This window comes from Prochlorococcus marinus str. MIT 9201 (assembly GCF_000759955.1).
Taxonomy (GTDB): Bacteria; Cyanobacteriota; Cyanobacteriia; order PCC-6307; family Cyanobiaceae; genus Prochlorococcus_A; species Prochlorococcus_A marinus_G.
The window spans coordinates 41,931-68,009 of record NZ_JNAL01000005.1; the positions used below are offsets into that span (position 1 = coordinate 41,931).

At 31.3% G+C, this 26,079-nt stretch carries 25 protein-coding genes and 1 tRNA gene; 17 read left to right on the forward strand and 9 right to left on the reverse strand.

Translation table 11 applies throughout. The features are described from left to right. The first annotated feature begins 21 nt into the window (after positions 1–21). Entirely contained in the window at positions 22–2,592 is a 2,571-nt protein-coding gene (gene leuS / locus EU95_RS07865) for a leucine--tRNA ligase (protein ID WP_032521420.1), read from the forward strand. Here the strand turns inward: leuS and EU95_RS07860 are convergent. Then, the gene (locus EU95_RS07860) at positions 2,589–4,172 is read right to left on the reverse strand and encodes a glucose-6-phosphate isomerase (protein WP_032521421.1); all 1,584 of its coding nucleotides are present in this window, start codon (positions 4,170–4,172) and stop codon (positions 2,589–2,591) included. The two genes, leuS and EU95_RS07860, sit on opposite strands and share 4 nt — an antisense overlap. Before the next feature lie 177 nt (positions 4,173–4,349). On the opposite strand from EU95_RS07860, the gene purN reads away from it, so the two are divergent. Continuing rightward, positions 4,350–5,006 (forward strand): phosphoribosylglycinamide formyltransferase, encoded by a 657-nt coding sequence (gene purN, locus EU95_RS07855; RefSeq protein WP_032521422.1) that lies wholly within the window; start codon positions 4,350–4,352, stop codon positions 5,004–5,006. On the opposite strand, the gene argC is transcribed toward purN, so the two are convergent. Then, on the reverse strand, positions 4,990–6,045 hold the full coding sequence (gene argC, locus EU95_RS07850) for an N-acetyl-gamma-glutamyl-phosphate reductase (protein WP_032521424.1): 1,056 nt from the start codon (positions 6,043–6,045) through the stop codon (positions 4,990–4,992). The genes purN and argC overlap by 17 nt on opposite strands. A gap of 88 nt (positions 6,046–6,133) precedes the next feature. Here argC and ribBA point away from each other — a divergent pair, with 88 nt between their 5' ends. Continuing rightward, the gene (gene ribBA, locus EU95_RS07845; RefSeq protein WP_032521426.1) at positions 6,134–7,858 is read left to right on the forward strand and encodes a bifunctional 3,4-dihydroxy-2-butanone-4-phosphate synthase/GTP cyclohydrolase II; all 1,725 of its coding nucleotides are present in this window, start codon (positions 6,134–6,136) and stop codon (positions 7,856–7,858) included. A gap of 4 nt (positions 7,859–7,862) precedes the next feature. Here the strand turns inward: ribBA and EU95_RS07840 are convergent, their stop codons facing one another. From EU95_RS07840 to EU95_RS07820, 5 genes are all read right to left on the reverse strand, one after another. After that, a complete protein-coding gene (locus EU95_RS07840; RefSeq protein WP_032521427.1) occupies positions 7,863–8,300 on the reverse strand; it encodes a peptidylprolyl isomerase in 438 nt (145 codons plus the stop codon). A 35-nt stretch (positions 8,301–8,335) separates the two neighbouring features. Then, a complete protein-coding gene (locus EU95_RS07835) occupies positions 8,336–8,719 on the reverse strand; it encodes a DUF3110 domain-containing protein (protein WP_032521429.1) in 384 nt (127 codons plus the stop codon). 33 nt (positions 8,720–8,752) lie between these two features. After that, positions 8,753–9,712, reverse strand: a complete 960-nt coding sequence (locus EU95_RS07830; protein WP_032521430.1) for a DnaJ C-terminal domain-containing protein — start codon at positions 9,710–9,712, stop codon at positions 8,753–8,755. After that, positions 9,663–11,660 carry a molecular chaperone DnaK gene (dnaK, locus tag EU95_RS07825; protein WP_032521431.1) on the reverse strand — a complete coding sequence of 666 codons (1,998 nt, stop codon included), beginning with the start codon at positions 11,658–11,660 and terminating at the stop codon, positions 9,663–9,665. The genes EU95_RS07830 and dnaK overlap by 50 nt, the downstream gene beginning before the upstream one ends. 212 nt (positions 11,661–11,872) lie before the next feature. Next, positions 11,873–11,959 (reverse strand) — tRNA-Ser (locus tag EU95_RS07820). A 49-nt stretch (positions 11,960–12,008) separates the two neighbouring features. Between EU95_RS07820 and EU95_RS07815 the strand changes: the two genes are divergently transcribed. From EU95_RS07815 to psaK, 9 genes are all read left to right on the forward strand, one after another. Beyond that, a complete protein-coding gene (locus tag EU95_RS07815; protein ID WP_032521432.1) occupies positions 12,009–12,383 on the forward strand; it encodes a 2Fe-2S iron-sulfur cluster-binding protein in 375 nt (124 codons plus the stop codon). 5 nt (positions 12,384–12,388) lie between these two features. Next, entirely contained in the window at positions 12,389–13,237 is an 849-nt protein-coding gene (locus EU95_RS07810) for an inositol monophosphatase family protein (RefSeq protein WP_032521433.1), read from the forward strand. 18 nt (positions 13,238–13,255) lie between these two features. Further along, positions 13,256–14,407 (forward strand): ATP phosphoribosyltransferase regulatory subunit, encoded by a 1,152-nt coding sequence (locus tag EU95_RS07805; RefSeq protein ID WP_032521434.1) that lies wholly within the window; start codon positions 13,256–13,258, stop codon positions 14,405–14,407. 116 nt (positions 14,408–14,523) lie between these two features. Beyond that, positions 14,524–16,428, forward strand: coding sequence for a molecular chaperone HtpG (gene htpG / locus EU95_RS07800; protein ID WP_032521435.1), 1,905 nt, complete (start codon positions 14,524–14,526; stop codon positions 16,426–16,428). A gap of 40 nt (positions 16,429–16,468) precedes the next feature. Further along, positions 16,469–16,705, forward strand: a complete 237-nt coding sequence (gene rpmB, locus EU95_RS07795; protein WP_032521436.1) for a 50S ribosomal protein L28 — start codon at positions 16,469–16,471, stop codon at positions 16,703–16,705. Positions 16,706–16,710: 5 nt separating this feature from the next. Next, on the forward strand, positions 16,711–17,244 hold the full coding sequence (locus tag EU95_RS07790) for a peroxiredoxin (RefSeq protein ID WP_032521437.1): 534 nt from the start codon (positions 16,711–16,713) through the stop codon (positions 17,242–17,244). A 3-nt stretch (positions 17,245–17,247) separates the two neighbouring features. Further along, a complete protein-coding gene (locus tag EU95_RS0108685; RefSeq protein WP_032521438.1) occupies positions 17,248–17,550 on the forward strand; it encodes a DUF2499 domain-containing protein in 303 nt (100 codons plus the stop codon). Next, entirely contained in the window at positions 17,543–17,878 is a 336-nt protein-coding gene (locus EU95_RS07785) for a DUF3593 domain-containing protein (protein ID WP_032521439.1), read from the forward strand. The genes EU95_RS0108685 and EU95_RS07785 overlap by 8 nt, the downstream gene beginning before the upstream one ends. A 65-nt stretch (positions 17,879–17,943) precedes the next feature. Then, on the forward strand, positions 17,944–18,207 hold the full coding sequence (psaK, locus tag EU95_RS07780; protein ID WP_032521440.1) for a photosystem I reaction center subunit PsaK: 264 nt from the start codon (positions 17,944–17,946) through the stop codon (positions 18,205–18,207). Between the two features lie 17 nt (positions 18,208–18,224). Here psaK and dxs read toward each other — a convergent pair whose 3' ends face one another. Next, positions 18,225–20,114 (reverse strand): 1-deoxy-D-xylulose-5-phosphate synthase, encoded by a 1,890-nt coding sequence (gene dxs, locus EU95_RS07775; RefSeq protein WP_032521442.1) that lies wholly within the window; start codon positions 20,112–20,114, stop codon positions 18,225–18,227. A 116-nt stretch (positions 20,115–20,230) separates the two neighbouring features. On the opposite strand from dxs, the gene ilvA reads away from it, so the two are divergent. The 3 genes from ilvA to EU95_RS07760 all read left to right on the forward strand — a co-directional run bounded on the left by ilvA (position 20,231) and on the right by EU95_RS07760 (position 22,663). Beyond that, positions 20,231–21,772: a threonine ammonia-lyase, biosynthetic gene (gene ilvA / locus EU95_RS07770; protein WP_032521443.1), complete on the forward strand. Its 1,542-nt coding sequence runs from the start codon at positions 20,231–20,233 to the stop codon at positions 21,770–21,772. A gap of 76 nt (positions 21,773–21,848) precedes the next feature. Beyond that, a complete protein-coding gene (gene scpB / locus EU95_RS07765; RefSeq protein WP_032521444.1) occupies positions 21,849–22,346 on the forward strand; it encodes an SMC-Scp complex subunit ScpB in 498 nt (165 codons plus the stop codon). A 38-nt stretch (positions 22,347–22,384) separates the two neighbouring features. Beyond that, the gene (locus tag EU95_RS07760) at positions 22,385–22,663 is read left to right on the forward strand and encodes a YggT family protein (protein ID WP_032521445.1); all 279 of its coding nucleotides are present in this window, start codon (positions 22,385–22,387) and stop codon (positions 22,661–22,663) included. A gap of 2 nt (positions 22,664–22,665) precedes the next feature. On the opposite strand, the gene EU95_RS07755 is transcribed toward EU95_RS07760, so the two are convergent. Next, a complete protein-coding gene (locus tag EU95_RS07755) occupies positions 22,666–22,995 on the reverse strand; it encodes a nucleoside triphosphate pyrophosphohydrolase family protein (protein ID WP_032521446.1) in 330 nt (109 codons plus the stop codon). Positions 22,996–23,056: 61 nt separating this feature from the next. Here EU95_RS07755 and pyk point away from each other — a divergent pair, with 61 nt between their 5' ends. Both pyk and EU95_RS07745 read left to right on the forward strand, forming a co-directional pair. Beyond that, positions 23,057–24,847, forward strand: a complete 1,791-nt coding sequence (gene pyk / locus EU95_RS07750) for a pyruvate kinase (protein WP_032521447.1) — start codon at positions 23,057–23,059, stop codon at positions 24,845–24,847. Then, on the forward strand, positions 24,840–26,072 hold the full coding sequence (locus tag EU95_RS07745; protein WP_032521448.1) for an ABC transporter permease: 1,233 nt from the start codon (positions 24,840–24,842) through the stop codon (positions 26,070–26,072). The genes pyk and EU95_RS07745 overlap by 8 nt, the downstream gene beginning before the upstream one ends. Positions 26,073–26,079 lie beyond the last annotated feature (7 nt).

Consider the following 26,079-nt stretch of genomic DNA (forward strand, 5'->3'; position numbering starts at 1 on the left):
AATTTAACAAATAAAAATTAAGTGATTTTTCCCGATAAACAATATGATACTGATACCAATTTATATAATCCCTCTGAAATAGAAAAAAAATGGCAGTCAATATGGACAGATGAAAATTTATACAAGACAGATGAATTAACTGAGAATAGCGATAAATTTTATGCCTTATCAATGTTTCCTTACCCTTCCGGTAATCTTCATATGGGACATGTTAGGAATTATGTTATTACAGACTTAATAGCTCGGTTCCAAAGGTTTAAGGGCAAATCTGTTTTACATCCAATGGGTTGGGACGCTTTTGGTTTGCCTGCTGAGAATGCAGCGATTGAAAGAGGAATTAGTCCAAGTGTTTGGACTAAAAAAAATATTTCTCATATGAAGTCACAATTAAAGCTTTTGGGACTATCGGTTGATTGGGATAGAGAATTTGCAACTTGTGATGAAAATTATTATATTTGGACACAATACCTATTTCTAGAGTTATACAAGGCGGGTCTTGTATATCAAAAGGAATCAGAAGTTAATTGGGATCCTATAGATAATACAGTCTTAGCAAATGAACAAGTTGACTCAGAGGGTAAATCTTGGAGATCTGGAGCAGTAGTTGAAAAAAAATTATTAAAGCAATGGTTTTTAAGGATTACAAATTATGCGGATGAGTTATTGAAGGATTTAGAAAAATTAGATAACTGGCCAGAAAGAGTAAAAATAATGCAAGATAATTGGATTGGAAAGTCAATTGGTACAAATATTAATTTCAATATCAACACCAATCCAGACAACAAAATAACTGTATTTACAACAAGGCCAGATACTTTATTTGGAGTTACTTATTTAGCAATTTCTGTTAATCATTCACTAATTAAAAATATTTCTGATAATGAGACCATTCAAGATATTGAAAATCTTAAAGAATATTTGAAAAATAATAAAAATAATGAACTTGAAAAAATTGGAATAAAAACTAGCTTAATAGCTATAAATCCAGTTAATTCTGAACCTATTCCAATTTGGGTTGCTAGTTATGTTCTCGATGAATACGGAACAGGCGCTGTTATGGGCGTTCCTGCTCATGATCAAAGAGATTTTGAATTTGCTAAGAAAAATAATATTGTTATTAAACAGGTAATAATAAAGGATCAAATTGAACAAACTAAAGAGCTTGATCAAGCTTATGTGGAAAATGGATATCTTATTAATTCAAATCAGTACAATGGTATGGCAAATACTATTGCTAAATTAAAAATTTCAGAGGAGGGCGTAAATAATGCATGGGCTGAAAATAATATTCAATTTCGTTTAAGAGATTGGTTAATATCTAGACAAAGATATTGGGGATGTCCGATTCCCATCGTTAATTGCAAAAAATGTGGATCTGTTCCTTTACAACAATCAGATTTACCTGTTTCATTACCAAAAGATATAGAGATCTCGGCTAATAAGATTAATGCTTTAGGTGATAGTAATAATTGGATAAATACAACATGTCCAAAATGTGGAATAGCTGCAAAAAAAGAAACTGATACTATGGACACTTTTATGTGTTCATCATGGTATTTTTTAAGATATCCATCTTCAAAATGTTCAAATAAGCCATTTGAAAAGATTGAAATTAATAAGTGGTTGCCTGTAGATCAGTATGTTGGTGGAGTAGAGCATGCAATATTGCATTTGTTATATGCAAGATTTTTCACTAAAGCTTTGCGGGATAATAAACTATTTGAAATTGATGAACCATTTAAAAAACTATTAACGCAAGGAATGGTTCAGGCTGCAGCATATAAAAACAATAAAACGGGTAAATATGTTTCTCCTTCCGATATTAATGACCTATCAAATCCAACAGATCCAATTGACAATACCAAACTCGATGTTCTTTTCGAGAAGATGTCTAAGTCAAAATATAATGGAATAGATCCTGAATCAGTAATTAAAAAATATGGAGCAGATACCGCAAGAATGTTTATATTATTTAAAGCACCGCCAGAAAAAGATTTGGAATGGGGAGATACAGATGTTGAAGGTCAATTTAGATTTTTAAGCAGGATTTGGAAGCTCTATATAAATTTTGCAAACGATATAAATAATAAATCTAATCCCTATCCAGATAAAGAAAGAAGTTTAATAAAGTCAATGAATATAGCCATAAAAGAAATTTCGAATGACATATTAAATAACCAATTTAATACTGCGATTTCAGAACTGATGAAGTTTTATAATTCATTATCAATTTCAATTAATTACGTAAACAATAATTTAAAAATTGAGGCTTTAAAAACATTTTGTATTTTGTTGGCTCCATTTGCTCCTCATATTGCAGAAGAAACATGGCATCTTTTAGGATTTAAAAAATCTGTGCATTTAGAACACTGGCCTTCCTTTAATGCCGAGGCACTAAAGGAAGATTCATATGAACTTGTAATACAAGTGAATGGAAAAGTTAGAGATAAAGTAAATATTAATAATGATATGAGTGAAGATCAAATTCAAGAATTGGCTCTTAAAAGACCTAACATATTAAAATGGACAAATAATAAGGAAATAAAAAAAATAATTATTGTTAAAGGAAAAATTATGAATATTGTTGTTTAAGAATTTATTTTTTGAATAACTAATGAATTTGGATTTGACCAATCGCCCTTAACTAAATAATTATCATTACCGAAACACATTTCACGGAGTATGAAAAATATAGGTTCACTTACTGAATTATCAAATAATGATGTTATGTCATTTATAGAATATTCTCCTCCCTCGTCTAATAAATCACTTACTTTTTGTTGATACTCAATAATATTAGCGGCTGCTTTCTTTCCAGCTTCAACTCCAGGTTGATCGTATGCATTTATATTAACTAATTCAGCGTAGAAAGATACAGCTCTCTCAAATAAAGCGATTAAGGCACCAAGTGAATAACAATTTAATTTTTCTAATGTGATAGTGATACTTTGTCTGTTTTCACTAGATAGTGCTGATCTGGTTCCTTGCAAAAAACCAGAAAGATATTCTTTAGGATTCTCCTCTTCATCAAAAATATTAGTAGATGGAGAATCTAATAATTCAATAAAAATACAAAAGAAATTATCAATACCATCTCTCAGTTGCTGAACATAAGCATGTTGATCTGTAGATCCTTTATTACCAAAAACGGAAATACCTTGATTAACTACTTCACCATTCCTATTAAATTTCTTACCCAATGATTCCATTACTAATTGCTGGAGATATTTACTAAATACCTGTAACCTATCTCTATACGGTAATACGACCATATCTCTCCTTCCTACGCCATCCCCAGTTAAGTACCACGCAGATGATAATAATGCTGCGGGATTATTTTTAAAATCACTTATACGAGTAGCCTCATCCATTATTGATGCACCTCTAATAAACTCAAAAATATTTTCATTAATAAGAGCTAATGGAAGTAATCCCACAGAGCTTGTAATACTTGTTCTACCTCCAACCCAATCTTGTAAATTAAATATTTTTAACCAATTTTCAGAAGTGGCTTTTTTAAATAACTTACTATCTTTCATAGTTATAGCTATAGCATTAGAATTCCATTCAAGAGAATTTTTTTCGCAGTGACTTTTAATAATTTCCATAGCAATTCTAGGTTCAGGAGTACCACCTGATTTGCTTACTACTACAAATAATGTTGTTGATAATTTTTCAGATAACTCTTCTAACTTTTCGCTAATTAAAAAAGGATCAACATTATCGATATAAGAAAAACTTAAGCCTCTTGAGCACTTCTGCAGTGACTCTGTAATAAGTAATGGTCCTAAACCACTTCCACCAATTCCTATCCATAAAACATCAGTATACTGCTGATTATTCTTATTCTTAATATCTCCATTTAAAATTTGTTTCCCAAATTCAGAGATTGCATTAATATCTGCGGTAATTTCCTGTTCAATTTTTGCAGAGGGTGAAATTGATGGATTTCTAAGCCAATAATGCCCAACTTGTCTATTTTCATCAATATTAGAGATTGCACCATTTTCTAAATCTTTTATTGATGAAAAAACATCTATAAATTGATCCTCTAAATTTTTTATATCATTATTTGTAAAATTAATCTTGCTTATGTCTAACCAAATATTTAATTTTTTATCAAACCAAAGATAATTACAAAATTTATCCCAAGATTTTAAATCGCCATTCATTTTATATATTTGTTTCTTTTGTTTATTATTTAATTATATCTATACGAATACTACATAGATTTGAATCATTTAAATTTGTTTAAATTTTTATCTTCAAATAAATATGTTCTTGAATATAAATATTTATCCTTGAGGTTTTTTTTTATTTCATTTGAATTTATTATTAGTTAAAAAACTTTGGATAAATCATTTAATTACATAATTTCTCCTGAAATATCTGAATTTAGAAAATTTTCACCAAAATTAAAGATAGGTGTACTTGCTTCTGGGAAAGGAACAAATTTTCAGGAGTTAATTAATCTTTCACATAAAGGAGAATTAGATATAGATATAAAAGTTCTTATAACTAACAAAGATGATGCAGGTTGTATAAAAAGAGCTGAAAGTGCAAAAATACCTCACAAAATAATAAGAGGTAATGATTTTTCGCAAAAAGAGCTATTTGAATTAGAAATTATAAATACATTAAATAATTACAATGTTGAACTTATTGTAATGGCTGGCTGGATGAAAATTGTCACGCCCTTCTTTATCAATAAGTTTAGGAATAAAATTATTAATATTCACCCATCATTACTTCCTGCATATAAGGGAGGTACTGCGATAAGTGACTCTATACTAAATGGTTCAAAAATAACTGGTTGTTCAGTACATTTTGTTGATGAGGAGATAGATAGCGGATCTTTGATAATGCAAGCTGCATTATCAATTAGAGATGATGATGATGCTGAATCACTTTCCAAAAGAATACATATGCTTGAGCATAAAATACTACCTCACTCTATCTCTCATGCTGGTTTTTTGATAAGAAGTGATTTTATGGAAAATTATTAGTTAACTCAAGACCATCATCCATTGAAAATCCACTCATAATATTTAAATTTTGAATTGCTTGCCCGGTCTGTCCTTTTAATAAATTATCTATTACGGATAAAATAATAATCCTTCCATTTCGAATATCAACCTTAACAGAAAGGTAAATTTGGTTTGTATTCTTAACCCATTTTGTTGATGGGAATATATCTACAGGTAAGACTTTAATATTTTTGAAATTTCTATAATAATTATCCAAAAGAATTCTGCAATCATCAGAAGTTAATCCTGGATCTCTTAATCTCCCATATATAGTCGAATGCATACCCCTTGAAATTGGAGCTAAATGAGGAGTAAAAAGTAGTTCAATTTTATTTCCTGAAATTAAAGATGCTACTTGCTCAATCTCTGAAGTATGTCTATGGTTTATCAATCCATATGCTGATAGCCCTTCACCACATTCTGATAAGAGTAGCTTTTGGTTAGGTTCCCGACCACCTCCAGAGGTTCCGCTTTTAGAATCAATAACTATACCTTCATTTTCAATAATTCCTTGAGAAAGAAAAGGAGCGAGTGGAATAAGAGAAGATGTTGGATAACATCCTGGACATGCAATTAATCTTCCTTTTGAAATAGCTTCTTTATTTATTTCAGGAAGTCCATAGACTGCCTCTTTACATAAATCATCATCATTCCTTTTATAAATAGCAGCTTCTTTGGAATATACTTTTTCCCATTCAACTAAGGACTTATATCTGTAATCAGCAGATAAATCAATAACTTTAATTTCCCTATCTAATAATTTCCTTGTCAATGTGGAAGATAGGCCATTTGGTAAGCAAAGCAAAACAACATCTGCATTATTTGAAATATTATCAACAGAAATTTCTTCTATATAAGGATCATTATCTAGAAAAATAAAAGGAAAATGATCATTCCATTTTGAACCAGATGTTTTATTACCACCTAAAAATGAAATTTTGTAATTTTTATTGTTCTTTAAAAGATTTACCGCTTGAATACCGCCGTAACCAGTAGCACCTACTATTGCAACATTCATTTTTTTGAATTGGCAGACTTTGAGATAGGATTATAAAGTGTTGAATTTAAGGTAACTAAAACACTATTTTTCTATATTGATAGGAATAATGAAAGAAACAAGTCCCAAATCAAATAATGGAACAATTTTGGATATAAATGAATCATTTAAAATTGAATTCGACCCCATCAGCGATGCATTAGCTGCGATAAGGAATGGTGAATGCATAATTGTTGTTGATGATGAAAGAAGAGAAAATGAAGGGGATTTAATTTGTGCTGCCCAGTTTGCAACACCTCAACAAATTAATTTTATGGCGACTGAGGGAAGAGGTCTTATATGCTTAGCTATGCAAGGCGAAAAACTTGACTCTTTAGATCTACCATTAATGGTTGATAGAAACACTGATGAAAATCAAACAGCTTTTACAATATCAATTGATGCAGGACCTGAAAATAATGTTACTACTGGAATTTCAGCTGAAGACAGAGCCAAGACAATTCAAGTTGCTATAAATCCCAATACAAAGCCCGAAGATTTAAGAAGGCCAGGTCATATATTCCCATTAAGAGCTAAAAAAGGAGGAGTTTTAAAAAGGGCAGGTCATACGGAAGCAGCTGTAGATATTGCAGCAATGTCAGGTCTTTATCCCGCTGGAGTGATTTGTGAAATACAAAATCCTGATGGTTCTATGTCAAGACTTCCACAACTTAAAGAGTATGCAAAACAGTGGGGAATGAAATTAATATCTATAGCTGATTTAATAAGTTATAGGTTTCAAACTGAGAGATTTGTATTTAGAAAATCAGACGCTGTTCTTCCAAGTATTTTTGGTAATTTCAAAGCTTACGGATATATTAATGAACTTGATGGTTCAGAGCACGTCGCATTAGTTAAACAAAAATCATCAAAATTAAGCGAACCTGTACTGGTAAGAATGCATTCAGAATGCTTAACTGGCGATGCTTTTGGATCATTACGTTGTGATTGTAGACCTCAGTTAGAGGCTGCTTTATCAAGGATAGAAAAGGAGGAAGAGGGAGTTGTTGTTTACTTAAGACAAGAAGGCAGAGGAATTGGTCTAATAAATAAATTAAAAGCTTATAGCTTACAGGATGGTGGATTAGACACAGTAGAAGCTAATGAAAAATTAGGTTTTCCAGCTGATCTCAGAAATTATGGAGTCGGAGCACAGATATTAACCGATCTAGGGATAAAAAAACTAAAATTGCTCACAAACAATCCTAGAAAGATTGCTGGATTAGGTGGTTATGGAATAGAGGTTATAGAGAGAGTTCCATTAGTAATTTGTCCAAACGATAATAATGCAGAATATTTGAGCGTAAAAAAAACGAAGCTAGGGCACATGTTTGATGAAGATAATCCTAATTCCAGAAATATCGATCCATTTATTTCAATTTTTCTTGACGGAAAATATAAATCTATTGATCTAGTTCCAATAAAAAATAACGTTATTAAATTCTGTTCTGATCAGAAAATTAATATTAAACTGGAAAGTACTCCAAGATTATTGGCTTTTTGGAATCGACCAAAATTAGTTTGGCGAATTTTACATGATCAGAATAGAACCAATTCCAACATTACAGATGAAGAAATAAAGAATATAGAATTATTTATTCAGTTTTTATCCAACTATAAAAACAGTTCAAAAATCGGAATTATTGTTTCTAGAAACATTGAACAAGCATTACACCCAAAAAGCAGCATAAAATTAATCAATACTAAATTTACAATCAATAATGAAATCTTATATTCATCTACAAGAAAATTTAATCTAGATAAAGAGACATTTAGTATTGTCTTTGAAAGCTAAATTACTATTTTAATGTTGCTTTTAGAATTTTTGAACCATTAGTAAGCTTTAGAACTACATCCATATCATCTGTCTTACCAAAAACAGTATGTACCCCATCGAGATGAGGCTGTGGTTCATAAACTATAAAAAATTGACTACCGCCTGTATTCCTTCCTGCATGAGCCATAGAAAGTGAACCTTTTAGATGTTTATTGGAATTGATTTCACAATTAATATTATATCCAGGACCTCCAGTACCAGGCATACCAGATGCTCCATCACGGGTATTTGGACATCCACCCTGTGCCATAAATCCAGGAATAACTCTGTGAAATGCTAGACCATCATAAAAACCATCACTAATCAATTTTTTGAAGTTTTTAACTGTATTAGGCGCGTCGTCAGAGAAAAATTCAATATTAATGTTTCCAACTTCCGTCTCAAATAATGCAGTTGCCATGATCTATACGTTTGATTATTTTTTAATTTTAATAGCTAAAGCAACTTTTCAAGGTTTTCCTTAATGGTATTTATATCAATGTTATCTTTATTGTTATTTTTGTCTTCCTCCCACTTTTCAACTTCCAGGTTTTTCTGAGGTGGTGAAATTAATAACCTATCTTCTGCGGTTTTAGGTACAAAATTTTTTTCTACTAATTTGCATTCATAATCTAATTTAATGCAGAAATCTTTTATTTCCTCTATGTTTATCATTTCAACTGTTGGCAAAGGAAAATCTTGAGCCTCCAGTAGACCACAATATCTAATCGCATCATCCTTATCTTCAAACATAAGAACAATGGTCCTTCCTTTAAGTTCAATTGAATGGATTCCTTCCATATCTGTTCCTGAATTGTATAGAAGAACAAATATATTCATAGGTATAGAATTTCCTGTATATATAATATTTGATTAAGAATCAGAAAGTGATAATTCTTGTAATCTTGTATATAAAGCGATTTCTTCATCATTAATATCAGCAGGTATCACTACCAAGATTTCAACATATTGATCACCTACATTATCATCGAAAGTTAAACCCCTACCTTTCAAACGCAACATTCTTCCCGTGGATGATTTTGGAGGCACTTGAAGTGTTACATTTCCATCAAGAGTTGGAACCTCTACTGCACAACCAAGAAGAGCATCATGAGGAAATAACTCTAATTTGTAAAGAACTCTTAAACCATCAATTCTTAGACCACTTTCCGTTTGAACTTTTAACTGTAGGTAATGATCCTTACCTCCTCTTGCAATATTTTCTAGTCTTAATCGCCATCCATCTCCAGCGAAAGGAGGAGTATCAACTTCTACAACGGTTTCATCTTCAAGCTCTATTAAAATAGAAGCTCCATTTAAGGCCTCATCTGGAGTTAATTCAATAACTGTTTCAATATCTTGGTGGAGTTTAACTGGTGGCGGTTCTTCTGGAGAGGTTGTAGGGTATTCATGATTACTAAATTCATTATTATTTGTATCTATCGATTGATTCTCAAATGATTCATTATGATATTCCTCGTAATTCTTTGGTGAGTATTCATATCCAAATAATGAATCAAGATAATCTTCAAATTCAGGAAAACCTGTCCTGAAATTATTATTTTCGTAATCATCATGAATATTTTTATCCGAATGATTTTTACTAATATTAGGATTACTTAAATATTCGTATGCTTCGTTAATTAATTTAAATCTTTCTTCTGCATTAAGATCATTCTTATTTAAATCTGGATGCCATTTCCTTGCTTCCCTTCGAAAGGCCTTTTTAAGTTCTTTATCATCGAAATCAGGTGATAAACCCAAGATCGACAAATAGTCTTTTTTAGAGGAAGTAGTCATTGTCCCATGGATCATCGTCCCTAGAATTACCATACCTCGAATTTCTGTAATTTCTATTCATTTGATTATCCCAAGGATCATCATCCCAATAATCATCTGAAAAGAGTTCATCTTTTAATGATCCAAAAGTATTCTTAATGCTTTGCAAGGGATTATTATCAGTTTTCTTTTCTGCTGCAAATTTTCTGTTTAAGCCGAATAATGCTTCTTGCAGAGAACTTACTGAAATTTCTAATTCTTGAGGATCATCGTCATCTATATACTCTTCAACATCCTGAATAGCTAATTCAACAGCTCGTTGTTGCCTTTCGGCGCCATAAGGGCCAAATTCTAATGTAGCATCCCTAAGTCTTCTCTCAGCTTGCGCAATAAGAGTTAAAGCGCTATTTTTTCTATCAATTACAGATCTTCTCTTCCTATCTTCATTAGCTTTTTCTTTGGCTTCTTCGATTATCGAATTTATTTCTTGTTCGTTTAAATTAGAACCTCCAGAAATTGTTACTGTTTGCTTTCTTCCGGTAGTTCTATCAGTTGCACTTACTTCTAAAAGACCATTTGCATCAATATCGAATGCTACTTGGACTTGAGGTATTCCTCTTGGAGCTGGAGGTATTCCAGATAGTCTAAATTTACCAAGTGATTTATTTTCTGAGGCTAAAGGCCTTTCTCCCTGTCGTACTTGAACAACAACTGATGATTGATTAGCTTCGGAAGTACTAAAAACATCAGATTGTCTAACCGGTATTGGCGTATTACGAGGAATAAGTACCTTCATAAGACCACCAATAGTTTCTAAACCTAGAGATAAGGGAGTGACGTCATTTAGGAGTAAATCTTTTAAATCACCACTAATAATTCCAGATTGTATCGCAGCTCCAACTGCTACGACTTCATCAGGATTAACAGATTGACAAGGATCATTTGGAACAAGAGTCTTTACTAATTGTTGAACCATTGGAATTCTTGTGCTGCCACCTACAAGAACTACTTCATCAATATCTTCTGCGTTCCATCCAGAATCATCTAAAGCTATTTGTACTGGCTCTAATAATCTATCTAGTAAATCTTGTGATAATGATTCAAATATTTTTCTATTTAAGGTTTCTTCAATATGTAATGGCCCCTCTTTACTTGTTGTGATAAATGGGAGAGATATTTTTGTTTTTTGCAATCCTGACAATTCACATTTAGCTTTTTCAGCAGCCTCGGTTAATCTCTGTAAAGCTTGTCTATCCCTTCTTAGATCAATATCATGTTTAGCAAGAAATTTTTCTGCAAGCCAATCAACTATTTTTGAATCAAAATTATTTCCTCCTAGCTGTGTATCACCACAAGTGGCTTTAACATCAAATACACCATTTGAAATTTTTAATAATGAAACATCAAACGTTCCTCCTCCTAAATCAAAAACTAAAACATTATTAGAAGAACTTTTTTCAAATCCATAAGCTAGGGCAGCAGCAGTAGGTTCATTTAGAATTCTATCTACTTTAATACCAGCTAATATTGCAGAATCCTTTGTAGCTTGCCTTTGAGATTCATTAAAGTAAGCAGGGACAGTAATAACTGCAGAATCAACAGTATCTCCAAGATATGTTTCAGCATCATTAATTAATTTTCTAATCAATGAGCTCACTAACTCTTCTGGTGCATACTCTCTTTCTGTATTTGGACTAAGAACTCTAACACTTCCATTTGTATTAGCCTTTACGTTATAAGGAACAGAAATACTATTCTCATCTAATTCATCCCAGTCGCTACCAATAAATCTTTTTAAGTTATAAAAGGTATTTTTAGGATTTAGAACAAGTTGTCTTCTCGCTTGGTCTCCTATTACTATTTCCTTGTCTTTTGTAAATCCAACTATTGAGGGTGTCGTCCTGGAACCCTCAGAATTTGCAATAACAATTGGACGACCAGCTTCTATAACTCCGACAACAGAGTTAGTAGTTCCTAAATCAATTCCAACTATTTGCCCCATGATTTTAGATCGCTAAATTAAAGCAAAATTTACTAATAATTTAATTAATTTTTATCTTAGATATCTACATATAATAGTAAAAATCAAATATTTTCAACTTAATTTAAATAAATAAGATTATTTATAACTTGTCAAAAAAAATACTATCTTTTTTAAATATTCTTTACAGACAAAGGTATTGATGTAGTTAACCAAAATAAACTAATATAAAACGGAGAGAGAGGGATTCGAACCCTCGATAAAGTTGCCCCTATACAGCATTTCCAGTGCTGCGCCTTCAACCACTCGGCCACCTCTCCCAAGATTTCTATTTTAACCCTTAATCATCCCATTTTAGAGTAAAGTTATTTGAAAAATACTTTCACAGTCACGATAAAAAATAAGGAAACCGGAAGGGTCTATCAAGAGCAGGTTAATAGTGATGAGTATATACTTAAGGAATTTGAAAAGAAAGGTTTCAAACTTGCATTTTCATGTAGAAACGGTTGCTGTACAAGTTGTGCGGTTAAGATTATTTCTGGTACTTTGCGACAACCAGAAGCCATGGGTGTATCTAAAGCCTTAAGAGATAAAGGTTATGCACTTCTTTGTGTCGCTAAAGCAACTTCAGATCTTGAGGTGGAAACTACGTATGAAGATGAAGTTTACGATTTACAATTTGGACAATATTTTGGGAGGGGAAATACAAGAGTTGCACCACCTTGGGAATTTGAGGAAGATTAATCATCATGTTTGAATTAAATGAAATAGAGGAACTTTCAAATCAATTAAACTTATCCAGTTTGTATGAAATTGCGAAGAACTCTGCTCAAATTGGCAATGAAATTCTAAATATTAATTACAATAGAATTCAGAAAATAACATCAAAAGGTAGAAAAGGTGATCTAGTAACCAATGTAGATTTGGAAGTTGAAAATAAAATAAAAGAATATTTATTAGAAGAGACCCCAAATATATCTATTAACGCAGAGGAATCGGGCAAATTAAATAAATCCTCAGACTTAACATGGTGTATAGACCCCTTGGACGGTACGACAAATTATTCTCATGGATATCCTTTTTTTGGGACTTCTATTGGCCTTGTATATAAAAACAAGCCAATTATAGGTGCTATATCTGTACCTTATTTAAATGAATTATATTCAGCCTGTCTCGGTTTAGGATCATTCTGCAATGATAACGAACTTAAAGTATCTAGTCCCTCTAAACTTTCTGATAGTTTACTTGTAACTGGTTTTTCTTATGACAGATTTGAGACAGAGGATAATAATTATGCTGAATTTTGTTACTTAACACATAAAACTAGAGGTGTAAGAAGAGGTGGGGCAGCAGCAGTTGATCTAGCATTTGTAGCTTCAGGTAAGGTTGATGGATACTGGGAAAGAGGATTGGAGGTGTGGGACCTAGCGGCCGGTGCTATCATTGTAAAAGAGGCTGGCGGAATTATTTCTGATTATCCATCAGGCAAATTTAATTTAAGTTCTGGAAGAATTTTAGCTTGTTCTCCCATCCTTGAAAAAGAATTAAAAAATGAACTAGATAAAGTTTCCCCATTTAAAAAAAATCTCTATACCTAAAATTCGTTAAATTTTAAAATGACAGATATAAAAGAAATTAAATTAGTCGATGTAAAAAATAACTCTAATATCATAAATAATTTGAATAGTATTTATAAACTATGGGGTTATGAAGAGGTTTCACCATCATTCATAAATACTTTAGATACGATAAAAGGACGTGGAGTTATTGAAGAAAATCAGGTTGTTGGCATAGTTAGTAATGATTCTTTATGTCTTAGGCCAGAAATGACAACATCTATTGTCAAATTGTCATCTACTAGATTAATAAATAAAAATAGACCTATAAGATTATTCACCAATGGAATGGTCTTTGATAAAAAACAAAATAATCAAAACTCATTTAAGTTACAAGAAAAACTTCATAGTGGAATTGAATTAATTGGATATGACACAAAATACCCAGAAATTGAAGTTATTAATACTTTGTTTGATGCAATCGATAATATAAATTTAAAGGATGGATGTAATTTATTTCTACTTGTAAGCACCACAAAAATAATGGATTTAATCCTAAATAAATATAAGAATAATAATTTTGAAGAAATTAAGAAAAGTCTGGTTAATTTTGATCAAGATAATTTATCTAAATTAGTAATTGATGAAAATGATAAGAATATTCTTAAAGATATCTTATTCACAAGAGGAGAACCAGTTGCAATATTAAAAAAATTGAAAACTACATATGGTAGAAGTAAAACTTTAGATGACTTAAATTTTTTATTTGATACATTATCAAAAATATCAAATAAATATGGTGTTAAATTACAACTTGATCCCACTTTTCAACCACATTTGAATTTATATGAAGGAATAGTTTTTCAACTAATAGGTGATGATGGAAAAAATAAAAGTGTTATTGCAAAAGGTGGAAGATATGATGAATTAGTAAGATACTTTAGTCCTAATGAGAAAATCCTAAATGGGATTGGATTTACAATTTCAATAGACATCTTAAGAAATTTTATTGAGGAAGAGAAGACAGATAGAAAAAAAATTTTATTAATATTTAAAGATTCTTATTTTCTAGAAAAAGGTATGAATGAACAAAAAGAACTCCAGAAAAGTGGAAATATAGCGATCTTGCATCTAAATCCATGTGATGACATAGCTAAGGCCAACCAAATAATGAAAGAAAATAATTGTACTGAGATTGTTTGGGTTAAATAACATCCTTAAAAATCAATTTAAGTTTTAAATTAATATATTGTTCGGACAATACTCCTAATAAAACTTGATTAACTAGTTTTTAAGAAATAGGATTTAAGTGTTTAATTTTTTTTTTAATGGAAAAAGGCGAAATTCGTATCAATACCGAAAATATTTTCCCAATTATTAAGAAGGCGGTATATTCTGACCATGAAATCTTTTTAAGAGAACTTGTAAGTAATGGTGTAGACGCAATAAGTAAAAGAAGAATGGCTTCAATGGCTGGTGATTGTGATAGCACTGAGGAGGCTCAAGTAAAAATCACAATTGATCGTGATAAAAATACCCTAACAATTTCCGATAATGGAATCGGAATGAATGATGAAGAAATAAAGAAGTACATAAATCAAGTAGCATTTTCGAGCGCAGAAGAATTCCTAACAAAATACAAAAAGGATAACGATGAATTCATAGGTCATTTTGGACTTGGTTTTTATTCAAGTTTCATGGTGGCAGATAAGGTTGATATATTAACAAAATCAGCCATTGGGGAATCAAATGCTTTCAAATGGTCATGCGATGGATCTCCAAATTTTACTTTAGAGAAATCAGAAAGAGAGACAATTGGTACCGATGTGATACTTCACCTACTTGAAGAAGAAAAAGAGTTTATTGAGCCTGAAAGGATTAAATCATTAATAAAGAAATATTGTGATTTTATGCCAATAGATGTCTTATTAGAAGGTGAGACAATTAATAAAAAAAATCCACCATGGAGAAAACAACCTAGTGAATTAAAAGATGAAGATTACATTGAATTATATAAATACCTTTACCCTTTTCAAGGAGATCCACTGCTATGGATTCATCTAAATACAGATTATCCATACGATATACAAGGTATACTATATTTTCCTAAGTTATCTGGTCGAGCTGATTGGGAAAAGGGAGAAATAAAACTATTCTGCAATCAAGTATTTGTAAGCGATTCAATTAAAGAGATAGTACCTAAATACCTTTTACCTCTTAGAGGAGTTATTGACTCTACAGACATACCATTAAATGTTAGTAGAAGTGCATTACAAACAGATAGAAAAGTAAGGTCTATATCATCATTTATATCAAAAAAAATTGCCAATAAATTAAAGGATTTGATAAAAAATTCTCCAGAATTTTATGCAGAAATTTGGGATTCTATTTCCGCTTTTATTAAAATTGGTGCTATCGAAGATGAGAAATTTGCTGATTTAGTTAATGACAATATTATTTTTGAAACAATCATAAATTCAGAAAAAGACGTAGCTAAAGATATAGAAAATAAATCACTTATTAAATCAAATGATAAATATTTCACAACTCTCGCAAATTACAAAGAACGAAATAAAATAGCTGATTCTAAAAAAATAATTTACTGTTCAGATTCGATTGCTCAGTCAAGCGCATTAAATATATGCTTATCTGATAACAAAGAAGTTATTAAATCAGATCCATTAATTGATGCACAATTTCTTCCTTGGTTAGAAAGTAAAAATGAAGATTATCAATTTCAAAGGGTTGATTCAGAAATAAATGAACTAGAAGATAAAGAATCTAAAGAAATTGTAGATAAAGATGGCAAATCAAATACAGAAAATCTTAGAGAAACGATAGTAAAGGCACTTAACAATGAGAAAGTAACAGTTAAGGTGCAGTCACTATCAAGTAAAGGGGCTCCACCCGCGATGATCTTGCTTCCAGAACAAATGAGAAGAATCAATGATATGGGGGCTTATATGGAACAAAAGATGCCTGGATTACCCGATTATCATGTACTTTTAATTAACAAAGAACATCCACTTATTGTTGGTCTTAATAAAATTACAGGTAATAAAATAATTATTGATAAAAAAGATCCTATAGAGAATCCATTGGCAACTAAAATTGCAAATCATGTTTACGATATGGCCAAACTATCTGTTGGTGGTTTAGATCAAGAACAGATTATTAATTTGCAAAATAATAATGCCGAATTAATTTCCGAATTGCTTAATTCAAACAATTAAGTCGTATGTTAAAATTTTTAAAGATATAAATCAAAAAAATATGTCTAGAGTTTGCGAACTGACTGGTGCAAAAGCTAATAATGGAATGGCTGTGAGTCACTCACATATTCGTACAAAAAAATTGCAACAAGTTAATCTCCAAAAAAGGAGACTTTGGTGGGAAGAAGGTAAAAAATGGGTAAACTTAAAAATTAGTACTAAAGCTCTAAAATCTATACAAAAAGTAGGTTTAGATAAATTTGCTAAATCCAATGAGGTTGATTTAAAAAAATTCTAAATTTGATGAGAAATTTAGTTTTAAGTATATTAATATCATTTATTATTTTATTTAATTGTAATTCTTCAATAGCTTTTGACTTTGCTCCTGAAGTTGGTGATCCTGCTCCAGACTTTCAATTAGAAGGTTTTAATAAAAACAAAAATTTAAAAAGAATTTGGGAATTAAATGATTTTCAAGGCAAGTGGCTTGTTATGTATTTTTATCCAAAGGATTTTACAGCAGGTTGCACTCTTGAAGCTAAAGGTTTTTCGGATTTAAAAAAAGACTTTTCAAAATATAATGCCGAAATTGTTGGCATTAGTGCTGATAATAAAGATTCTCATGAAAGTTTTTGCAGCGAGAAATCAATAAACTACACTTTATTATCTGATCCTGAAGGAATTATTAGCGATAAATATGGTTCATGGATTCCTCCATTTTCAGATAGAAATACTTTTTTGATTTCTCCAGAGGGGATAATATCTTATAGATGGATAAGTGTTTTACCTATAAATCATGCTAAGGAAGTACTTAGTGTACTTAAGAAAAAAATATAAATTTTGCACGAACTTTCATTTGGAACCTGGTTAATTCATATCTCTTCAGTTATTGAATGGATATTTACCATCTTTGTCATAAACAAAATTTCTTCATATAAAAAATATAATATATTTTTTTGGTTAAGCTTAGCTATGGTCCCAAACTTAATAGGAGCTATGTGCGCTATTACATGGCACATCTATGATAATCAAAATGCTTTATATGGACTAGTAACGCTTCAAGGGATATTTACATTTATTGGAAATTCAACATTAGCTCTGTCATCATTCACTATTTTTAAAAAGGAAGTGACTTATGAATAATATATTTATAAAATTTATAGAAAAATTAGGTTTAATTGACAATACATCGTTGTTTGCAGCATCTATTTTCCCATATTCAATATTTTTGTTTTACTTATATAAAATCAAATCAATAAATAAATATGTAAAAACAGGCTTTTCATTAACAGTTTTATTTGTATTAATAACAATTATTGTGTCAATATTTGCACTAAATTACTATGATAAAAGCCTTGTTGAGGTTGACTTCCTGCATGGTTCAGCAGAATTTTTCTTAACACTAAGCGATTTTATTATATTGTTGGGTTTTATAAAAATGTTAAATAACTTAGAAGTTAACAACTCTTAAGACCTTTAACAATTTTGTGTTTTTTTGATAAAAATATTAGAGAATAGTTAAAAATAACGATTATTATGCTTAATACACTATTTGCAGCTGCTTCTGCTCCAGCAACATTTGAATGGTCACCAAAGTGTGCAGTTGTGATGATAGCTTGTAATATACTTGCTTACGCAATTGCTAAGGCAACTATAAGAAAACCTGAAGAGGGTTTTATGATGCCAAATGGAAGATTTTTTGGTGGTCTAAGTCATGGTGCATTTGTTGGGGCTAATTGCCTTGGACATTTGTTAGGTATTGGCTCCATTCTTGGGTTAGCCTCACGCGGTGTTTTATAAAAATAATTAAAAAATTTTTAGTTATTTAAATTAAATTTCTCCATAATTTTATGTACCATCTGATCAGGCATAAGTCCTAGTTTTTCTTTGCTCTGATCGGGTGTAGCATGATCTACTAAAACATCTGGTATGCCAATCCTGTATACAGGAATATTCACTTCTTTATCATTAAATAATTCAACGATAGCCGAACCAAATCCACCAATTAATGTTCCTTCCTCCATAGTTACCACTTTTTTAATACTGTTTGCTAAAGGCATTATAAGATTTTCATCCAAAGGTTTTACAAATCTTGCATTAACAATACATGCATTAATGTTCATCCCTTTTAATATCTTAGATGTTTCAATAGCTGAAGCGACCATTGATCCATAAGCAATAATTAAAATATCACTTCCTTCTTCTATTATTTCGGCTTCTCCTATAGTCAAAGGTTCCCAACCCTCATCCATAACCGCTACGCCTAAGCCAGAACCTCTTGGTATTCTCAGGGCAGTTGGACCATTATGATTTATAGATGTTATTAACATTCTCTGTAGTTCAGCCTCATCTTTAGGAGCCATTAAGACAAAATTTGGTATAGATCTCATATAACTGATATCGTACTGACCTTGATGTGTAGGTCCGTCAGCTCCAACTATTCCAGCTCTATCAAGAACAAATGATACCGGTAAATTTTGAATACCTACATCATGTATTAATTGATCGAAAGCACGTTGAAGGAAAGTGCTGTAGATAGCTACAACAGGTTTAAGACCATCACATGACATACCTGCTGCAAGAGTGACTGCATGCTGTTCTGCTATTCCAACATCGATATATTGATCTGGGATATTTTTTTGCAATATATCTAATCCAGTACCAGTAGCCATTGCTGCAGTGATTCCAATAACTTTGCTATCTTGTTCACATATTTTTAATAAGGTTTGACCAAAAATTTTACTATAACTAATAGGCTTTGGTTTTTTTGATGGAATAGATTTACCAGTAGTTAAGTCAAATGAAGATTGTGCATGATATCCAACTTGATCAGTTTCTGCATATGGATATCCCTTACCTTTTGTTGTTAAAACATGGACTAGAACTGGTTTTTTAAGTCTATGAGCAGCATTAAATGTATTAATTAAATTACCGATATCATGCCCGTCAATTGGTCCCATATATGTAAAACCGAGTTCTTCAAAAACAGCACCGACTTTAGGCACAGCTAGTCTCCTAACGCTTCCTTTAATATTTTTAAGTTCTTCTGGAATATCCTTACCAATTAAAGGAATATTTTTTACACTTTCTTGGACACTATCTGACAAAAATTGTAGTGGTGGACTAAGCCTTACTTTATTTAAATAAGTTGAAAGTGCTCCAACAGGAGGGGATATAGACATATCATTATCGTTTAAAACAACAACTAATGGAGTATTTGGAAGAGTTCCTGCATGGTTAATGGCTTCAAGAGCCATTCCACCAGTCAATGCTCCATCACCAATAACAGCGACACATTTATAATTTTCACCTTTTCTATCTCTTGCAATTGCCATTCCTAAGGCAGCTGAAATAGAAGTACTTGCATGCCCAGCACCAAAATGATCAAATTTACTTTCACTTCTTTTTAGATATCCAGCTACTCCATTTTGTTGTCTAAGGGAATCGAATTGACTGAAACGTCCTGTTATTAATTTATGAGGATAACCTTGATGTCCTACATCCCAAACAACTTTGTCAAAATCAAGATCAAGCGTTTGATATAAAGCTAATGTTAGCTCAACTACACCTAATCCAGGACCAAGATGTCCTCCACTAGTAGAAACCACTTGAAGATGTCTTTCTCTAATCTGACATGCAATTTCTTCTAATTGTGAAACTGTTAAGCCATGTAGTTCATTTGGATGGCTTAACTCACTTAAAAGCATTTAACAAAAATTGGTATCTATATAATATAAAACGCCGAGGTGCAAAATGAGTATTTTTTTAGAAATAGATCATGTAATGTTTTATTAGATTAATAATTAATGCTAAAAATATATATATGGATGATTATTTTGAAAAAATACTTCAAGCTGATGTCTATGAAGTAGCAAAAAAAACACCTTTAGAGAAAGCACATAATTTAAGTAATACACTTAATAACGAAGTTTTTCTAAAAAGAGAAGATCTTCAAGATGTTTTTTCATTCAAAATAAGAGGTGCATTTAATAAAATGAGTAAGCTTACAAATTCACAACTTGCTCAGGGCGTGATTACTTCAAGTGCTGGCAATCATGCTCAAGGGGTTGCACTTAGTGCTCTCAAGCTAAATTGTAAAGCAACCATATTGATGCCCATTACAACGCCTCTAGTAAAAGTTAATGCAGTAAAAAATTTAAAAGCAAAAGTTATATTATTTGGTGATAACTATGATGAAACTTACAAAGAGGCAATAAGGATTAGCCAGGATAGAAATTTATGTTTTATTCACCCTTTTGATGATCCAGATGTAATAGCAGGACAAGGAACTATTGGTATTGAACTTGAAGAGCAGCTCAATGAAAAACCTTATGCAATTTATATTGCTGTTGGTGGAGGTGGATTAATATCAGGAATATCTTTATACATTAAAAAAATATGGCCTGAAGTTAAAATCATTGGTGTAGAGCCTGAAGACGCAGACGCTATGACAAAATCCTTAGAAAATTCAAAAATTGTGGAATTATCCTCTGTTGGTCAATTTGCAGATGGAGTGGCAGTTAAAAAAATTGGTAAAAATACGTTTGATATTGGAAGAAAATATATAGATAAGATGATTAGAGTTAATACTGATGAAATATGTGCTGCTATAAAAGATGTTTTTGAGGATACTAGATCAATACTAGAACCAGCAGGAGCATTATCTGTTGCAGGGATGAAAAAAGATATTTTAAATTCGAATCATACAAATAGAAAAATGGTTGCTATTGCATGTGGTGCAAATATGAATTTTGAGAGGCTTAGATTTGTAGCAGAAAGAGCAGAACTTGGAGAATGCAAAGAAGTTATGATGGCTGTTGAAATTCCAGAACGGGCCGGAAGTTTAATTGATTTTTGTAAGTTACTTAATAATAGAAATTTAACTGAATTTAGCTATAGAATGTCGAATTCTAAGAATGCGCAGATCTTCGTAGGAGTTCAGGTCTATGGATTAATTGACAAAAAAAATCTTTTAGATGAATTTAGAAATTCTGAGTACTCATTTATTGACATAAGTGATGATGAATTATCTAAAAATCATCTCAGGCATATGGTAGGTGGAAGATTACCAAAGAATTTTAAAGAAATGAATTATAGAAACTTTGTCGAGCTTTTATACAGATTTGAGTTTCCTGAAAGACCTGGAGCATTAATAAATTTCTTAAATAATATGAAATCTAATTGGTCGATAAGTGTTTTTCACTATAGGAATTATGGCGCTGATGTTGGGAAAATTGTTATTGGAGTTTTAATCGATAGAAATGAAATTTTAGAATGGGACGAATTTGTAAGAATTTTAGGCTATAAATTCTGGGATGAAACTCAAAACGATACATATAAATTATTCCTTGGTGCATCAGATTAAATATAAGGTAAATTAGGAAAGATTTCGGTAATCAAAAATCAATCAGTCTAATCTGAATACTAACCCACTATCTGATATAGATCTAGTTACTAAAGTTGAGGCTGTTCTATATTTGAAAGGTAGGCCCATAACAAAAAGGGAACTTTCAGAAATAACTAATTCTGATATCAACTCAATTAATGAAGCAATTAAAGATTTAAAAAATAAATACTCTAATCCAAGCTCAGCTATTGAATTAAATGATATTAATAATAGTTTTTCTCTCGAACTAAAATCTAGTCTTAATGAATTTGTGGAGGACTTACTTCCTTCTGATTTAAAAACAGCAGAATTAAGGACACTTGCAACCATTGCAATCAAAAAAAAGATCCTGCAATCTGATCTTATACTTCTGCGAGGTTCAGGCGCTTATGATCATATTAAAGAATTATTAGAAAAGAAGTTTATTGTCAAAAGAAAGCAAAAAGATGGTAGATCATATTGGTTATCATTATCAGAAAAGTTTTTTCAAACTTTTGCTCTGAGTAATGAATATCTCTCCAAAATCGGAAATGATAATGATAAGCAACAATAATAAGTAAATGTTAGAATGAATTAAATTAAGACAAGATGATGTTATCTGAGATTTTCGCAGTTCTGGGCCAAACTTTATCAATTTATTCTTTCATTTTAATAATAAGAATATTACTGACATGGTTTCCGGGTATAGATTGGAGTAACGGTATTTTATCTGCATTATGTTCAATCACAGATCCATATTTAAACATTTTTAGAGGTATTATTCCTCCAATAGGTGGATTTGATATTTCATCATTATTAGCTTTTTTACTTTTAAATGTTATTCAAAACTTAATTACTAATCTCCAGTATGCAAGCTTAGGATATAGCTGAATTTATCTATCGTCACCAGAACCGCTTATCATTCCTTTAGCAGCTCTCAATTTTAATTTTTCAAGGTTTTGTAATGCGACATCCTCTAAATTGAAATTTAATTCTGTGCAAAGATTTGATATGTACCATAAAACATCTCCTAATTCTTTTTTAATAGCTAATTTTGATTCTTTATCAAATATTCCATTTTTATCTCTTATAACTTTTTTTACTTTTTCTGCGACCTCACCGGCCTCACCAACCAAACCAAGAGTTGGATAAATATTATTTGAACCTAAATTTGGATATTGTGCTGTTTCCCTCGCTTTTTTCTGATAAGTTTTAAAATCCATGACTTAAATAACTAACTTTGGGTATGGTAAATTTATTTATATCTAGCAATAATATCTATATATGTCGAATATCGATTTAAAAAGAAGAACAAAAATAGTAGCAACCATTGGTCCTGCAACTCAATCTGAAGAGATAATTACAGATTTAATAAAAGCTGGAGTAACAACATTCAGATTAAATTTCTCACATGGTGATCATAAAGACCATGCTGCGAGAATAAAAACTATAAGAGAAGTATCAAAAAAACTAGAGATAGATATCGGCATATTACAAGATCTTCAAGGACCTAAAATAAGATTAGGACGCTTTAAAGATGGTCCAGTAAAAATTAAAAAAGGTGATAAATTTACACTCACATCGAATGAAGTTGAATGTACAAATACTATTGCTAATGTAACCTACGACAAACTTTCTCAAGAAGTCAGCGAAGGAAAAAGAATACTTTTAGATGATGGCAAAATAGAAATGATTGTAGAAAAAGTAGATATAAAAGCAAATCTTTTAGAGTGCTTAGTAACTGTAGGGGGTGTTCTTTCAAATAATAAAGGTGTAAACTTCCCAGATGTTCAATTATCAGTAAAAGCATTAACAGAAAAAGATAAAGAGGATTTACAATTCGGTTTATCTGTAGGAGTTGATTGGATAGCACTAAGTTTCGTAAGAAATCCATCAGATATAAACGAGATAAAGGATTTAATAAACAAAAACGGACATTCAACTCCTGTAGTAGCAAAAATAGAAAAATTTGAAGCTATTGATCAAATCGATACTGTATTGCCGCTATGTGATGGGGTTATGGTTGCAAGAGGTGATTTGGGTGTAGAAATGCCTGCTGAGGAAGTTCCTCTTTTACAGAAGGAATTAATAAGAAAAGCTAATTCATTAGGTATCCCAATAATTACGGCGACTCAAATGCTAGATTCTATGGCTTCTAACCCAAGACCTACTAGGGCCGAAGTTAGTGATGTTGCCAATGCAATTCTAGATGGAACAGATGCTGTGATGCTTTCAAACGAAACTGCAGTTGGTGATTATCCTGTAGAGGCAGTAGAAACAATGGCAACCATTGCAAGAAGAATTGAAAGGGATTATCCACTTAAGGCTATTGAAAGCAACTTACCTAGTACGATCCCAAATGCTATTAGTGCAGCAGTAAGTAATATTGCTAGACAACTTGATGCAGGTGCCATAATTCCCCTAACAAAATCAGGCTCTACTGCTCGAAATGTAAGTAAATTCAGACCACCTACACCTATCTTGGCAACAACTACTGAGAAGAGTGTTGCGAGAAGATTGCAACTTGTTTGGGGAGTTACCCCCATAGTTGTTAAAAATGACGAAAGAACAGCAAAAACGTTCAGTTTAGCTATGCAAATTGCACAAGAAATGGGTATCCTAAACCAAGGAGACCTAGTAGTTCAAACTGCAGGTACATTAACTGGTATAAGCGGATCTACAGATTTAATAAAAGTCGGTTTAGTAAGGAAGATTGTATCAAGAGGTGTTTCAATAGGGGAAATAGGTGTTACGGGTAAAGCAAGAATAATTAAAAATAATCTTGATATGTCCTTAATTTGTCCAGGAGAAATAATATTTGTTCCTGAGGAATTAATGGAAAATGTTCCATTTAGTAAAAATATTGGAGGTATTGTTACTAACCAAAATGTTGATGATGTTTACGCTCTGTATAACAAAAATAATAAAAAGATTTCTACAATTTCAAATTTAGAAAATATAGATAATCATCAAATTAGTAATGGTGACGTTATTACATTACAGCTTAATGAAGGTGTTATATACATGGGGCAAATTGAAGATAATGATGTAATAGATAAATATAAATATGTCTAGGAATATATCAATAAGCGAAGCCTTAGGAATGGCTACAAAAACTTTAGTATCAAACAAATTGAGAAGTTCGTTAACTATGCTGGGAATAATTATAGGAAATGCATCAGTTATTACACTTGTTGGTCTTGGAAGAGGTGCTCAAACATTAGCAAAAAATCAATTAAGTAATTTAGGTGCAAATGTTTTATTCATTGTTCCTGGCAATAATGACACAAGAAGGAGAGGTATTTCATTTCCTAAAAACCTTGTTTTAGAGGATGCATTAGCCATAAGTAATCAAGTCCCAACAGTTAAAAAAGTTGCTCCCCAAATCTCTGCTAATGAAATTGTGCAATCAAATTCTAAAAGCCTAAATATATCAATTGCAGGAGTTACTCCTGAATTTCTTGATGTAAGGAGCTTTGAAGTAGATAAAGGTAGATTTTTATCAAAAAGTGATGTTAATAGTGCAAGAAGTTTTGTAGTAATAGGTCCTGATCTTAAAGAAGAATTTTTCAAAGATAACTCTTCTTCACTTGGCAAAAAAATTAGAATTAAAGATCATACTTATGAAATTATCGGAATATTAAAACCAAAAGGTGCTGTATTTGGAAGTAATCAAGACAAAAATGCTTATATTCCATTAACCACAATGGTTAATAGGATTACTGGGAAGGATCCTACATATGGTGTAAGTTTAAGCTTCATTAGTGTGGAAGCGATAAGTAAAAATGCAACCAGCGCCGCTAAATTTCAAATTACAAATTTATTAAGGCAAAGGCATAAAATAATAAGAGATGATGATTTTGCTGTTAGATCACAAGAAGATGCATTAAATATAGTAACTAACATAACAAGTGGGCTAACTTTTTTATTGGCAGGTATTGGAGCAGTATCTTTAGTGGTTGGAGGAATAGGAATTATGAATATTATGCTTGTTTCTGTTAGTGAAAGGACTGAAGAAATTGGTCTTAGGAAAGCAATAGGAGCTAAGCAGTCAGATATATTGATTCAATTTTTAATTGAAGCATTGATTTTATCAACAATTGGAGGATTAATTGGAACAACAACTGGATTATCAGGAGTTTTTCTTTTATCTCTGATTACACCACTTCCTGCATCTGTAGGAATTACTACAACTTTTTCTACTATGATCATTTCAGGATCAATAGGTTTAATCTTTGGTGTTTTACCTGCAAAAAGAGCTTCTAAATTAGATCCAATCGTTGCATTGAGAAGTTTATAAATAGAAT